Below are 14,342 nucleotides of genomic sequence, written 5' to 3'. Positions count from 1 at the left end.
TGTACTATTATGATAAGAGGATTTTTTAGAGAGAAAGAGAGGGACTGTTATGGATTTGTTTGGGAAAAAGGCTGCAAAAGAAAAAGAGGAACTTCAAAAAAAATATGAGGGACTACAACAAACAAGTCTATCTCTTCAAAAAAGGAACCAAGAATTACAGTCTTTATTGACTGATTGCCAACAAAAGCTAGATTCTTTAGGATATAGCGAATACGAACAAATAAGAGCAGAAATAAACCGCACTAAAGACGAAATTGCCTCTCTACGTCAAAAAGCCAAAGATGAAATAGAACAAGATAATGCAGCTATTGCTACTTTGCGCCTGCAAATAGAAGAACTGTCCCAGGTTGAGCAAAAGCTCCAGAAGCAAACCAAGACTGCTACAAATAAGCTCGCCAAATCAAAAGAATTATATAAAAGTGTTGAATATGCGATATCCTGTTTCTTCAATAGCAGTCCTCAAATGGAGGGATATAAACTTTCGGCCTCGGACTCTACTATCTATGATGAACTAGCCCCATCAGTTATTCTCAAATTACACTCAATGGATATAAAATCCTTGAGAAAAGCCTATAAGGACAACGACAAGCAAATTGAAAACATTCTGTCGAAATACGCTTCAAGATATACAACAAAAGCAAATCAAACAATATATAAACTTATGGTTATTGCTTTGCGTGCAGAACTTCAAAATATCTTGTATAACCTAAAATATGAAAAATTAGATGTGGCAATAGAACAAGTCAAAAATATGACAGCAAAATATCTATCAATCGCATCTGAAGGAAACCAGAGTATAGCTGGAACATTAACAAAATTCATTGGCGAGATTGAATATCTATTTATTAACGCTGTAAAAATTGAGTATAACTATTATGTTAAAAAGGAACAGGCACGCCAAGAGCAACTAGCAATCCGCGAACAGATGAGACAAGAAGCCGCAGAACGAAAAGCACTGGAAGCCGAGCGCAAAAAAATCGAAGCAGAAGAATCAAAGTATACCGAAGAAATAAACCGCATCAAACAGCAATTAGAAGAAGCCGCTGAAAATGATGCTGCTTCATTAAATAAAAGAATCTTAGAATTAGAGGCTATGCTCTCTGATGTAACCCTTAAAAAAGAAGAAATTGTTAATCTTCAAAACGGTAGAGCTGGCAATGTTTATGTTATTAGTAATCTGGGTTCCTTTGGAGAAAATATGTTCAAAATAGGTATGACAAGACGTCTTGACCCTCAAGATCGAATAGATGAATTGGGAAGTGCCAGTGTTCCATTCAAATTTGACGTTCATTGTTTTATATTTTCTGAAGATGCTGTTTCGCTAGAAAATCGTTTACATCAAGCACTAAATGACAAACGTGTTAATAAAGTCAACTTGCGTAAAGAGTTCTTTTTCTCAAATATAGATGAATTGGAATCTTTAGTCGCAAGTATTGACCCTACAGCAGCTTTTAATCGAACAATGTTAGCCGAAGAATTTAGGCAGTCCCAATCCGTTGATACAGCCTATACAACAGAATACACTATGGTTGAAGAAGATGATGATGAGTAAGTGTCCAATTTGGACACCAGAAAGGAGCGCCTTATGAGTAACAACTTGGCCTATCAAGAAGACTTCCGCGAAGAACTGATCGGCGGCAAGGCGGTATCAATGTCCCCCGCCTCAACCAATCACAACCGGATCAGCGGCAATATCTTCTACCTGTTCCGCACCCATCTCAAAGGCCGTAGCTGTGAACCCTTTGGTGATGGTGAAAAGGTTTTTCTCTCCAAGGCAGATCACTTCGTCCCTGACTTTATGATTGTCTGTGATCCGGACAAGATCAAACAGGACGGCGTCCACGGCGCTCCTGATCTGGTGGCGGAAGTCCTCTCCCCCGGCACGGCCAAGAATGACCGAGGCCATAAGAAGAATGTCTACGAGGCCTGTGGTGTCCCGGAGTACTGGATCGTCAGTCCCAGCGACAAGACGGTGGAGCAGTACCTCCTGAAGGACGGCCGCTATGATCTGCACGCCGTTTACGTGCTCCACCCCGACTGGGTTCTGGAGAGGATGTCTGAAAAGGAGCGGGCCGAGGTGGCCACAGAGTTCCAGTGCAGCCTGTACGATGATTTGACCATCAGGCTGGAGGATGTTTTTTACCGGACAGTGTAAATGTGTCCAAGTTGGACACCGGAAAGGAGTACCCCATGAATGGTAAGCTGGCCGGCCTGGATGCCGGCCTCTACCTCCGCAAGTCCCGCATGGAAGAAGGTCTGGACACCGACGAGGTGCTGGCCCGGCACCAAAAGGCCCTGCTGGACTACGCCAGAGACCACGGGATCCATATCATTGAGACCTACCCCGAGGTGGTCAGCGGCGAATCCCTTTACGCCCGGCCCCAAATGCTCCGGCTGCTCCAGGACGTGGAGGATGGCCGGTATGACTGCGTCCTGTGCATGGACCTGGACCGGCTCTCCCGCGGCCGGATGAAGGACCAGGGGATCATCCTGGACGCCTTCAAGGACTCCGACACGCTGATCGTCACCCCCGAGAAGGTCTACAACCTGGCCGACGAGATCGACGAGGAGTATGCGGAGCTGAAGACTTTTATGTCCCGCCGGGAGTACAAGATCATCAACAAGCGGCTGCGGCGGGGACTCCAGCAGTCCATTGAGGACGGTTGCTATGTGGCCAACGCACCCTACGGCTACAAAAAGGTCACCATCGACCGCAAGCCTACCCTGGAGATCTACGAACCCGAGGCTAAATTCGTCCGCATGATGTTCCAGCTCTACACCCAGGGCTACGGCTGCGTCTCCATCGCCCGGCATATCAACGCCCTGGGCGCTCGCCCCCATCGCTCCGCCGAGTTCAACCGGAGCAGTGTGGCCAGGATTCTGCGCAGTCCGACCTATATTGGAAAAATCGTCTGGAACCAGAAGAAGCATATCAAAAAGGGCGTCAAGGGCAGCAGCAAAAATGTCGTCATCTACCAGCCCAAAGAGAAATGGACCATCACCGACGGCCGCCATCCCCCAATCGTCGACAAGGAGCTCTTTGACCAGGTACAGGCCATATTGGACAAGCGGTATATCCCCTCCAAAAACGACGGGACCATCAAAAGCCCGCTGGCCGGACTGGTGAAGTGCGCCAACTGCGGAATGAACATGCAGCGCATGGTCATGAAGGGAACCCCTTACTTGCTCTGCACTCGGCCCGGCTGCTGCGCCTCCACCCGTTTTGCTCTGGTAGAGGAACGGGTACTGGAGTACCTGGAACGGACGTTGGAGCAGTTAACCCTTTCCCCTGCCGCTGCTCTGGCCGGACGGGATACCTCTGTCCTGGAAACTTCCTTGGAAACGGTCCGCAAGGAGCTGGCCGCCACCCAGCGGCAGAAGTCCCGCCTCTATGAGCTGCTGGAGCTGAACGAGTATGATATCCCCACCTTCCGAGAACGGATGGAGGCCGTTCGCACCAAGCAAGCCACCCTGGAACGCAAAGAGGCCGATACCCTTCGTATCCTTCAGGATGCCAAGACCGCTGATCCCGCTGCGCTCGCCGCAAAAATCAAATATGTGCTGGATCACTACTCCACCTCGGACGCGGCTCAAAAGAATGCGCTTCTCCACTCTGTGATTCAAACTGTCCTCTATCATAAAGAAAAAAAGACAAAACCCACCACATTTTACCTGGATTTTGTCCTTGTTCCCAACTAACTTTTATTTTGTAAAAAAGTATATAGAACGCTATATCTTCCTCCCGGCATGAGTCAAAGATTTTTTTCGTGTGTATGCACACGGCCTCCCGGATACTGCGATCGTCGCTGACGGGGCCGGGCACGACCTTTTCTGGCATAGAATTCCCTCCTAGATTTGGATGGTCATGGGCGGGTAAACGCCCATTAGGGGTTTTGCTTACAACTCATCTTATGTGCCCGGCGGCTTTTGGTGCGGAGCGGACGGTTTTTCTCTTGCCCTTTTTCCCCTTTGCGTCTATAATATTGGGTGTTACCTACTGTGAGAAAGGAGTCCCGCCATGCCACCCATCGGATTTATTCAGGATGATCTGGATCTGAAATTGCTGATCCTCTACATTATGGACCGAGCCGCAGGCCCCATCACCTTTCTTCAGCTGTTTGAGCTGGCCCTGTGCGACGCGGGGGTGGATTACTTCTCCCTCAACCAGGCGGTGAACCACATGGTGGCCACCGGCCAGCTCACCTTTGAGGAGGACCGCTACGCCATCACCGACAAGGGCCGGCGCAACAGCCGGATCTGCGAGAGCAGCCTGCCCCCCTCGGTGCGCTGGCACTGTGACCAGAACCTGATCCAGGTCAACGACGCCCTGCGGCGGGAGGCCCAGGTCCGGGCGCAGATCCTGGACAAGGAGGACGGCACCGCCACCCTCTGCCTGACACTGGAGGACGGCTCCTCTCCCCTGTTCCACCTGGCGCTGCTCTCCTCCAGCCGGGAGCAGGCGGAGCGATGGGGACAGGTCTTTCAGGCGGACCCCTCCGCCCTCTATTTGAGCATCATCAAGCTGCTGGACCAACCAAAGGAGGACCATCATGAGACGCAATGACCGTGCCCAGGACCGAGACTTCGCTCTGTCCCTCATCGACCGCTGCACCCACGGGGTGCTCGCTGTCTCTACCGGGGAGTCCGTCCCCTACTGCCTGCCCCTGTCCCTTGTGCGGGTGGGGGACGATCTCTACTTCCACTGCGCCCGGGAGGGCCGCAAAATCGATCTCCTGCGCCGTTTTCCCCAGGTGTGCGTCACCTTTGTGGGGGACGACCAGCCCGCCTTTGTGCCTCCCGCCATGTACACCACCTATTTCCAGTCCGTGATCGTCACCGGAACGGCCAGCGAGGTGGACAATCCCGCCGAACGGACTGAGGCTCTCCGGGCCCTGTGCCAAAAGCTCACGCCGGAGCATATGGACGGCTTCCTGTCCGCCGCGGAAAAGAGCCTGGCAGTCACCGCCGTATGGAGGGTCCGCATGGAGGACATCTCCGCCAAGGCAAAGCTGAAAACGACCTGAAAAACGCCGCTCCCGTTGGGAGCGGCGTTTTTCGTTTAATGGGAAAACGGACCGGTTTTGCCCAAATAGTCCTCCGTCTCCTGGGGCAGTCCCCGGGAGCGCAGGCCGTAAGCCGTCAGGCGGCTAATCACGCTGTAGATCATGGCGAACACCGGCACCCCCAGCACCATCCCGGCAAAGCCGAACAGTCCGCCAAACAACAGGATGGAAAACAGCACCCAGAAGGAGGCCAGACCGGTGGAGTCGCCCAAAATCTTGGGGCCCAGAATGTTGCCGTCAAACTGCTGAAGGACCAGAATGAAGATGGCGAAATACACCGCCTGAATGGGGCTGGACAGAAAGATCAGCAGTCCGCAGGGAATCGCCCCGATGAAGGGGCCGAAAAAGGGAATGATATTGGTCACACCGATGATGACCGCAATGAGGGCCGGGTAGGGAAACTGGAACAGATTGCAGCAGATCAGACAAATGATGCCAATGATCAGGGAATCCAGCAGCTTGCCGTTGATAAAGCCGCTCATGATCCTGTAGGCGCTGCGGATCTCCCCCACCAGCAGATCCGCGACGTCGGTGCGGAAGATGCTGTACACGATCTTCTTGCTCTGGGCGGCAAAAATGTCCTTCCGGGCCAGCAGGTAGACCGAGACGATCACCGCGATCAGCAGGTCCTTCACCAGCACCAGGAAGCCCACCACCACGCCGGACACCCCGGCCATCATGCCAGTGAGGTTGGGCCAAATGGTGGTGCGCAGCCACTGGAATGTGGTGGACACCGACTCCAGGTTGGGCAGAATATCGGAGTTCAGCCACTGCTCCAGGGAGGTCGCCGCAGAGCTGTAGAGGGACATAACAGAGGCCTGAATCTCCGGATTGTCCTCAAAAAAGGTCTGGAGCCAGACTTGAATCACCTCAATATAATCGGGGATGGACTGAACCAGCCCCACCAGGCTGTCATACACCTGGGGGAGCACCATGGCCAGCAGCAGATAGAACAGGAAAAACGCCAGCAGCAGACTGAGCACAATGGCCGAAAAATTGAGGAAGGCGTGGCTGTGGCGCTCGTTGCTCCGTTTATCCGGAGTAATCGCCAAAAGGAAGCGGAAAATATTCCGGTGAATGGGCAGCAGCAGAAAGGCGATTACCATCCCCATAAAGATGGGGCGCAGGATGGTTGCCAGCCGGGACAGGAAGCGGGCCACCTCTCCCAGCTGGAACAGCAGGAAAAAGAGACACAGCGACGCCGCAATCACCGCGAAGGCCGTCAGACCGGCGGCCATATAGGAGTGCTTATCCTTGCGATTCACGCGCTCCTGCCTCCTTTCCTTACACCTTCAGCTCCGTGTCGCTCCTGTTCAGGGCGCCGGCGTACTCCTTCAGCACCGGGTCGATCTCCGTCCGCAGAAACTCCTCCACCTGCTCCGGACAGCGGCCAATGTAGGCGCCGGGGTCCAGATGGGCGGACAACTCCTCCTTGGTCATCCCAAAGGCCGGGTCGGCGGCCATCAGATCGATGAGGTTGTTGGCCAGGCCCAGCTCCTTCACGTGATAGCCCGCCTCCTGGGACAGCACCCGGATGCGCTCGTGGAGTTCCTGCCGGTCCCCGCCCCGCTTGACCGCGTCCATCATGATGTTCTCGCTGGCCATAAAGGGCAGCTCCTCCAGAACGTGCTTCTCGATCACCTTGGGGTGGACCACCAGCCCGGAGGCCACGTTGGCCCAGATGTTCAGGATGGCGTCCACCGCCAGAAACGCCTCGGGGACGGACAGCCGCTTGTTGGCGGAGTCGTCCAGGGTGCGCTCGAACCACTGGGTGGCGGTGGTGACGGCGGGGTTGCCCGCGTCCACGATGACGTACCGGGCCAGGGAACAGATGCGCTCGCACCGCATGGGGTTGCGCTTGTAGGGCATAGCCGAGGAGCCAATCTGGTTCTTCTCAAAGGGCTCCTCCACCTCCTTCAGGTGGCACAGCAGCCGCAGGTCGGTGGCAAATTTGCTGGCTGACTGGGCGATCCCGGCCAGGGTAGACACCACATTGTAGTCCATTTTCCGGGAGTAGGTCTGTCCGCTGACCGGCACAACCGCTGAAAAGCCCATCTCCCTTGCGATCTTCTCCTCCAGCTGCTTCACCTTCCCGTGGTCTCCCTCGAACAGCTCCAGGAAGGAGGCCTGGGTGCCGGTGGTGCCCTTGGAGCCCAGCAGCTTCAGGGTGGAGAGGCGGTAGTTGACCTCCTCCAGGTCCATAAGCAGCTCGTTCATCCACAGGCTGGCCCGCTTGCCCACGGTGACCAGCTGGGCGGCTTGGAAGTGGGTGAAGCCCAGGGTGGGCAGGGCCTTGTACTCCTCCGCAAAGTTTGCCAGATGGGCCAGCACCCGGACGATCTTGTCCCGGACCAGCTCCAGCCCCTCCCGCATGAGGATCACGTCGGTGTTGTCCCCCACGTAGCAGCTGGTGGCCCCCAGGTGGATGATGGGCATGGCCTTGGGGCACAGCTCGCCATAGGTGTGGACGTGGGCCATCACGTCGTGGCGCAGCTTCTTTTCCCACTGGGCGGCCTTGTCGTAGTCGATATCCTCTACATGGGCCTCCAGCTCCTCCACCTGCTCCCGGGTGACGGGCAGGCCCAGCTCCATCTCCGCCCGGGCCAGGGCCACCCACAGGCGGCGCCAAGTGGAAAACTTCTTGTCAGGGGAAAAGATGTACTGCATCTCGTCGCTGGCGTAGCGGGAGGACAGGGGGCTTTCATAGCGGTTGGTAGACATAATATCGACCTCTCATCTTTTGGTTTGTTCAATCCATTATAGCGCATTTTTCCGCCCTTTGCCACCCTTGGGGGAAATTTTTACAAAACTTTAAGGAAATAAAAAGGCGCCCTCTTGGAGGGAGCCTTTTTGTCAGTCTACAACTTAGCCCGGATCAGCTCGCCCATTTTGACGGTGCTGATCACGTCCTCGCCGGGCTTGGCGATGTCGGCGGTGCGCCAGCCCTCGTTGAGGATGGCGTCCACTGCGTCCTCAATGGTTTTGGCTTCAGCGGGCAGGTTGAAGGAGTAGCGGAACATCATGGCCACCGACAGGATGGTAGCGATGGGGTTGGCCCTGTCCTGGCCGGCGATGTCGGGAGCGGAGCCGTGGATGGGCTCGTACAGCCCCGGTGCGGTGTCGCCAATGGATGCAGAGGGCAGCAGCCCGATGGAGCCGGTGATCATGGACGCCTCATCGGAGAGGATGTCACCGAACATATTTTCGGTGACCACCACGTCAAACTGGCCGGGGTCCCGGACCAGCTGCATGGCGGCGTTGTCCACCAGCACGTCCTCGTATTGGACGTCGGAATACTCCTCCGCCAGCTTGTGCATCACCTTCCGCCACAGACGGGAGGTCTCCAGCACGTTGGCCTTGTCCACACTGGCCAGCTTCTTTCCCCGCAGGCGGGCCAGCTCAAAGGCCCGGCGGCCGATGCGCTCGATCTCCTTTTCCGAGTAGGCCATCCGGTCGGCGGCCTCCTCGCCCCGGTCCTCGGTGGCGTACCGCTCCCGCTTGCCGAAGTAGATGCCGCCGGTCAGCTCCCGGACAATCATCAGGTCAATCCCTCTGTCGGCTGTCTCCTTTTTCAGGGGGCAAGCCTCCGCCAGGGCGGGCCGCAGAGCGGCGGGGCGCAGGTTGGCGTACAGCCCCAGGTCCTTGCGGATGGACAGCAGGGCGGTCTCGGGCCGCTTCTCCGCCTCAGTGGAGTGGCCCCACTTAGGTCCGCCCACCGCCCCCAGCAGGACGGCGTCGCACTCCTTGCACTTTTCGGCGGTACCCTCGGGATAGCTCTTGCCCACCGCGTCGATGGCGCAGCCTCCCATGAGGACGTCCACATATTCAAATGTGTGACCAAACTTCGCGCCAATGGCGTCCATCACCTTGACGGCCTCCCCCACCACCTCGGGGCCGATGCCGTCGCCCCGGATGAGGGCAATTTTATAATTCATACTGTTCTCTCCTTATCGTTACTCTGGCCAGACCTGGCGGCAGTCAGCCTGTTCGGCGTTGGGCTTTTCGGATACCAGTACTTGAACAGACTGAGACAGGTCGTTGCCCTCAAATTTCTCGGTTTTCAGAAGCTCCAAAATCTTAGGCCACCAGCCCTCCGCGTCCTCGGTCTTGAGCCAGACGGCCAGGATATGGCCTTCCTCGTCCACATAGTCATAACCGTTATCCTGGACCGCCCCCTGGGACCACTCCTCAATCCGGTCGGGCAGGGTGTAGCGGATATCCAGGTCCGGGTTTTCCATCGTCCGGGAGTCCATGCTGATTACGATGGACTGCATCTTCTGGAACCGCAGGCGGATCAGGCGGTTTTCCTCCAGAAAATCCTGGCGGAGCTCACAGGAAAATCCAAGGGGCTCCAACGCCCCCACCAGAGCCTGGACGGTGACTGCGCTGCCCGGGAAAAAACAGGACAGGGCCTTCAGCTCCTCCCCCACCGCAGTATCCCGAACCTGCGCGCAGAGGGACCGGTCGTCCCCCTTCAGGGCACAACCTGACAGTATCTCCGCCAGCTCAACATGCGCCCGAACAGCGGCTTCGTCAATGCCCAGGAAAACTACCTTCTCCCCCGGTTCAAAGGTCAGCGGTGTTCGTTTGGGCGTTTTCATTTCGCCACTCCCCGCTCCTTCAGGGAGTTGAGCAGGCCGCCGCTTTTGATAATGCCGTCGATAAACTCCGGGAAGGGGGCGGCCTGGTAGGTCTTTCCAGTGGTGGTGTCGGTGATGGTGCCGCTGGCGAAATCCACCTCCACCTGGTCCCCGGCCTGGATTTCCTCCGCCGCCTGGGGGCATTCCACGATGGGGAAGCCAATGTTGATGGCGTTGCGGTAGAAGATGCGGGCAAAGGAGGGGGCGATGACGCACTTCACCCCGCAGGACTTGATGGCCAGGGGGGCGTGTTCCCGGCTGGAGCCGCAGCCGAAGTTCGGACCGGCTACAATGATATCCCCCGCCTCCACGGTGGAGGCAAATTGTTCGTCGATGTCCTCCATGCAGTGGCTGGCCAGAGCCGCCGGGGAGGGGTCGTTCAGGTGCCGCGCCGGGATGATCACGTCGGTGTCCACATTGGCGCCATATTTGTAAACTTTCATCTTACTCTCTCCTTTCAGTTACGCTCTGGGGTCGGCCACGCATCCAGCAACAGCGGAGGCGGCGGCCACGGCGGGAGAAGCCAGGATAATCTCAGAGGTGGTGTGGCCCATGCGGCCCACAAAGTTGCGGTTGGTGGTGGAGACAGTGCGCTCCCCCTCGGCCATGACACCCATGTGGCCGCCCAGACAAGGGCCGCAGGTGGGGGTGGACACCGCCGCGCCTGCCTGGAGGAAAATCTCCATCAGCCCCTCCTTCATGGCCTGGAGGGTGATCTCCTGGGTGGCGGGGATGACGATGCACCGCACGCTGGAGGCCACCTTCTTACCCTTCAGAATGGCGGCGGCGATGCGCAGGTCGCTGATGCGGCCGTTGGTGCAGGAGCCGATGACCACCTGGTTGATGGGCATGCCCGCCACCTCAGACACCACCTTGGTGTTCTCCGGCAGATGGGGCAGGGCCACGGTGGGTTCCAGCTTGTCCAAGTCGATGACCACCTCCCGCTCGTAGACGGCGTCCGGGTCGGCGGTGAAGGCCTCGCAGGGGCGGGACACCCGGCCGTTGATGTACTCCATGGTCTTCTCATCCACGGGGAAGATGCCGTTTTTGCCCCCCGCCTCGATGGCCATATTGGAGATGGTAAACCGGTCGTCCATGGACAGAGAGGCGACCCCCTCCCCCACGAACTCCAGGGACTGGTACAGCGCCCCGTCCACCCCGATCTGGCCGATGAGGTGGAGGATCACGTCCTTGCCGGACACGTGGGGCTGGAGCTTGCCCTTCAGAGTCACCTTGATGGCGGAGGGCACCTTGAACCACAGCAGGCCGGTGGCCATACCGGCGGCCATGTCGGTGGAGCCCACGCCGGTGGAGAATGCCCCCAGCGCGCCGTAGGTGCAGGTGTGGGAGTCGGCGCCGATGATGACCTCGCCGGGGGCGGCCAGCCCCTTCTCAGGGATGAGGGCGTGTTCCACGCCCATGTGGCCCACGTCAAAGAAGTTGGTGATCTTGTGCTTGAGGGCAAACTCCCGGGCCTGTTTGCACAGCCGGGCGGACTGGATGTCCTTGCAGGGGGTGTAGTGGTCCAGGACGATGGCGATCTTGTCCCTGTCAAAGACCTGGGTAAAGCCCGCCTTCTCAAACTCGGTGATGGCCACAGGGGTGGTGATGTCGTTGCCCAGCACCAGGTCCAGCCTGGCCTCAATGAGCTGGCCAGCCTCCACCTTGTCCAGCCCGGCGGCCTTGGCTAAAATTTTCTGCGTCATTGTCATTCCCATAGGATAAATTACCTCGTATAATAAGATTTGCAGATGAATTTAAAGTGAATCTGCATGGTTCACTCCAATTGGCCAACAGGCTATGAGATGCCCGTGATACAATAGCTGTAGGACAGCAGGGTCAAGTTCTCAATTACCTTGTCGAGCTGAAAGGCTGCTTCAGATGGAGTCCGTTCCCCTGAACCGGAAGTTAGCTGCAAACTCATTAGCTGTTTACCGGGAGCAGGGCCGCCCTTCCAGCAGTGAGGGCTATCGCATTGGCCCGCCCCGGAATGATTCTGATAAGCGAGGTTGCGGATGCTCCGGATATCATGGGTATCTCAAAGCCTGCTGGCCTGAAATCTCCACGCGGGGAAGTGAAAATCATGAACCCACTTTTTGTAGGCATTGACGTGAGCAGTAAGAACAATGTGACCTACCTGATGAAGCCTGACGGCAGCAAGCACAGCAGTTTTTCCGTGCAAAACAACCTGGGCGGTGCTAAACTGATGTCAGAGAAGATCGTGTTAGCAATGGAGACTATGGGGCTCAACGATGTGGTGATCGGCCTGGAGGCCACATCCATCTACGGGGACAGCCTGGTCTACGCGCTCCGCGAGGACAGGCGGCTGGGCCGGTATCAGAGGAAACTCCATGTACTCAACCCCAAGCAGGTCAGGAAGTTCAAGGAATCCTACCCGGACCTGCCCAAGAACGATTGGGTAGACGCCTTTGTAATCGCCGACCATCTCCGTTTCGGCAGGATCGGCAAGGAGGTCTACATGGACGACTATCGCTATAAATCCCTGCAAACCCTCACCAGGGCCAGATTTGATGTCGTACAAAACCTGACACGGGAGAAGCAGCACTTCGCCAATTACCTGTTCCTAAAATGCTGCGGCATGGCCCAGGACAAGGATATCGCCAACTCCAGCGCCACCACCATCGCCTTGATGGAGCGGTTTGAAACGGTGGACGAGCTGGCCTACGCCGACCTGGACGAACTCACCAAATTCATTGATGAAACCGGGCGTAACTTCGCGGACCCGGCGGCCAAGGCCAAAGCAATCCAGACCGCCGCCAGAAACTCCTACCGTCTGCCCATCACTGTGAATAACTCAGTCAATCAGGCGATGGCCGTTTCTATCGCCACCATGCGGGCTTTGGGGAAGCAGATCAAGGTCTTGGACAAGGCCATTGAGCAGCAGTTTCAGATCATCCCCAACACGCTTACCTCCATCCCCGGTATCGGCAAGGTCTACTCCGCTGGTATCATTGCCGAGATCGGCGATGTCCACCGCTTCAACTCCCAAGCATCCGTTGCCAAGTATGCCGGTCTTGTCTGGACGCAGCACCAGTCCGGCGACTTTGAGGCTCAGCATACCAAGCTCATTAAGTCCGGTAACCGCTATCTACGTTATTACCTGCTGGAAGCCGCCAACTCCGTGAGAAGATGCGACTCCGAGTTCCGGCGCTACTATGACCTTAAATTCAAAGAGGTCAATCAGTTCCAGCATAAACGCGCCCTCGCTTTAACTGCCAGAAAGCTGGTTCGGTTGGTCTATCGGCTGCTGATGGACAACCGCCTGTATATCCCGCCGGAGAGTTAGGCCGATGCCTGCCGCTCTGACGTAATAGGCCCTGTTTCAAAAATTTGCAGGGACAGGGCTTGGGTTGGTGTTGCCTTTTTACCGCCAACATAGCCTTTTGTCCCCTATTTCCCTTGAAATTTTCTTGCATCACCTACTTGACTTCATACCATTAGACTCCTTGCGGTTTATGGAGAGAATGTTACCACAAGGCTTGCCAGAAGAATGTAACGTATGTTACAATGTAGAAAATTTGCGGAGGAAACGAGTATGATCGCCGTTCCTGACACCGGAGGGCAATGTTCTGCCTGGAACTATCAAGAGCAGTTTACCTACCGGGGCCGCTCCCTGGAGCTGCACTACCAGACCGAGCCGCCTCATGGGGACTTTATCTATTCTCTCTCCCTGTCCCTGGATGGGACCAGGTACCGCCTGCCCCTGTGGGTTTACGGTCGGAGTTTGTTTTTCTTCGGTGCCTCCTGCCTGCTGGCGGAGAGCGTTCCTGTCGGGCGCATCAGCGCGTTGAACAGCGTTGTGATCGAGTTGTCCCGCCCCCGATATGCCCTTCTGGACAGCTGGTATCATCAGCCGCGAATGACGGGCCAGGGGCTTCTGCTGACCCGCTTCCACGGCGGCGCGCCCCTGCTGCTGACCCGCGCCGCCGCCCTTGTCTGGGAAAACTTCGAGATCGAGGGGGCGTGCCTGTGAACCACGAGCTGGACTTTCCCGCCGGGATATGGGAGACCTTTGCCAAAAGCCGTCCGCCGGTGCGGTGCTCAACGGGCTATCTCATTTATCTCCAGGATACTGAGGCCACCTGCTTTTACTACCTCAAGTCCGGCAGGGTAAAGAGCTTTATCCAGTCTGAGGACGGGGCGGAGCGGGTCTTGAACGTCTACACCGCCGGGAACCTCTTCGGGGAGGCCTCCTTTTTTGACGAGCTGCCCCGGGTGTCCTCCGCCCTGGCGCTGACCCTCTGCGAAATCGTCCCCATCGACCGGGAGCTGGTGACCCAGGAGTTTGCCCGCAATCCGGAGCTGGCCCTGGCCATGATGAAGTATCTGGCCCGGACGGTGCGGCTGCTGTCGGAACAGGTGGACCAGATGGCCTTCCGTCCCGCCCGGTGGCGGGTGGCCAACTGCCTGCTCACCCTGGCCTCCGGAGCTGGGGCCGTCTCCTGCACCCAGGATGACATCGCCGCCGCCGTCTCCGCCAGCCGGGTAACGGTGAGCCGGGTGCTCAATGAGTTCGCCCAGAGGGGTTGGGTGGAGCTGGGCTACCGGACCATCCGTCTGGCGGAGCCGGAGCCGCTGAAAAGATTATGTCAACTATAAAAGCCATCCGGAAACCCGG

Annotated in this window: 14 protein-coding genes; 8 read left to right on the top strand and 6 right to left on the bottom strand. The window is 56.8% G+C overall.

The window, feature by feature from the left end; all coding sequences use genetic code 11:
* The first annotated feature begins 49 nt into the window (after positions 1 to 49).
* The 5 genes from VV088_RS05300 (at position 50) to VV088_RS05280 (ending at position 5,024) form a co-directional block, all read left to right on the top strand.
* Positions 50 to 1,552 (top strand): GIY-YIG nuclease family protein, encoded by a 1,503-nt coding sequence (locus VV088_RS05300; RefSeq protein WP_334599727.1) that lies wholly within the window; start codon positions 50 to 52, stop codon positions 1,550 to 1,552.
* A gap of 33 nt (positions 1,553 to 1,585) precedes the next feature.
* Complete coding sequence (locus VV088_RS05295; protein ID WP_334599726.1) at positions 1,586 to 2,155, top strand: Uma2 family endonuclease; 570 nt, start codon at positions 1,586 to 1,588, stop codon at positions 2,153 to 2,155.
* A gap of 35 nt (positions 2,156 to 2,190) precedes the next feature.
* Positions 2,191 to 3,699, top strand: a complete 1,509-nt coding sequence (locus VV088_RS05290) for a recombinase family protein (RefSeq protein WP_334599725.1) — start codon at positions 2,191 to 2,193, stop codon at positions 3,697 to 3,699.
* 319 nt (positions 3,700 to 4,018) lie between these two features.
* Entirely contained in the window at positions 4,019 to 4,564 is a 546-nt protein-coding gene (locus tag VV088_RS05285; RefSeq protein ID WP_334599724.1) for a DUF4364 family protein, read from the top strand.
* Entirely contained in the window at positions 4,551 to 5,024 is a 474-nt protein-coding gene (locus tag VV088_RS05280; RefSeq protein ID WP_334599723.1) for a pyridoxamine 5'-phosphate oxidase family protein, read from the top strand. The genes VV088_RS05285 and VV088_RS05280 overlap by 14 nt, the downstream gene beginning before the upstream one ends.
* A 35-nt stretch (positions 5,025 to 5,059) precedes the next feature.
* On the opposite strand, the gene VV088_RS05275 is transcribed toward VV088_RS05280, so the two are convergent.
* From VV088_RS05275 to leuC, 6 genes are all read right to left on the bottom strand, one after another.
* Complete coding sequence (locus VV088_RS05275) at positions 5,060 to 6,328, bottom strand: AI-2E family transporter (RefSeq protein ID WP_334599722.1); 1,269 nt, start codon at positions 6,326 to 6,328, stop codon at positions 5,060 to 5,062.
* A gap of 19 nt (positions 6,329 to 6,347) precedes the next feature.
* Entirely contained in the window at positions 6,348 to 7,784 is a 1,437-nt protein-coding gene (gene purB, locus VV088_RS05270; RefSeq protein WP_334599721.1) for an adenylosuccinate lyase, read from the bottom strand.
* Positions 7,785 to 7,921: 137 nt separating this feature from the next.
* The gene (leuB, locus tag VV088_RS05265; RefSeq protein ID WP_334599720.1) at positions 7,922 to 8,998 is read right to left on the bottom strand and encodes a 3-isopropylmalate dehydrogenase; all 1,077 of its coding nucleotides are present in this window, start codon (positions 8,996 to 8,998) and stop codon (positions 7,922 to 7,924) included.
* Between the two features lie 18 nt (positions 8,999 to 9,016).
* The gene (locus VV088_RS05260; protein WP_334599719.1) at positions 9,017 to 9,664 is read right to left on the bottom strand and encodes a hypothetical protein; all 648 of its coding nucleotides are present in this window, start codon (positions 9,662 to 9,664) and stop codon (positions 9,017 to 9,019) included.
* On the bottom strand, positions 9,661 to 10,146 hold the full coding sequence (locus VV088_RS05255; protein WP_334599718.1) for a 3-isopropylmalate dehydratase small subunit: 486 nt from the start codon (positions 10,144 to 10,146) through the stop codon (positions 9,661 to 9,663). Before VV088_RS05255 ends, VV088_RS05260 begins: the two co-directional genes overlap by 4 nt.
* An 18-nt stretch (positions 10,147 to 10,164) precedes the next feature.
* Entirely contained in the window at positions 10,165 to 11,421 is a 1,257-nt protein-coding gene (leuC, locus tag VV088_RS05250) for a 3-isopropylmalate dehydratase large subunit (protein ID WP_334599717.1), read from the bottom strand.
* 365 nt (positions 11,422 to 11,786) lie between these two features.
* Here leuC and VV088_RS05245 point away from each other — a divergent pair, with 365 nt between their 5' ends.
* From VV088_RS05245 to VV088_RS05235, 3 genes are all read left to right on the top strand, one after another.
* Positions 11,787 to 13,010, top strand: coding sequence for an IS110 family transposase (locus VV088_RS05245; RefSeq protein WP_334599162.1), 1,224 nt, complete (start codon positions 11,787 to 11,789; stop codon positions 13,008 to 13,010).
* A gap of 249 nt (positions 13,011 to 13,259) precedes the next feature.
* Positions 13,260 to 13,697 (top strand): hypothetical protein, encoded by a 438-nt coding sequence (locus VV088_RS05240; RefSeq protein ID WP_334599715.1) that lies wholly within the window; start codon positions 13,260 to 13,262, stop codon positions 13,695 to 13,697.
* Positions 13,694 to 14,323, top strand: a complete 630-nt coding sequence (locus VV088_RS05235) for a Crp/Fnr family transcriptional regulator (protein WP_334599714.1) — start codon at positions 13,694 to 13,696, stop codon at positions 14,321 to 14,323. The genes VV088_RS05240 and VV088_RS05235 overlap by 4 nt, the downstream gene beginning before the upstream one ends.
* Positions 14,324 to 14,342: the final 19 nt, after the last annotated feature.

The organism is Lawsonibacter sp. JLR.KK007, assembly GCF_036941135.1.
Classification (GTDB): Bacteria; Bacillota; Clostridia; order Oscillospirales; family Oscillospiraceae; genus Lawsonibacter.
This window is presented reverse-complemented; position numbering and strand designations above follow the sequence as displayed.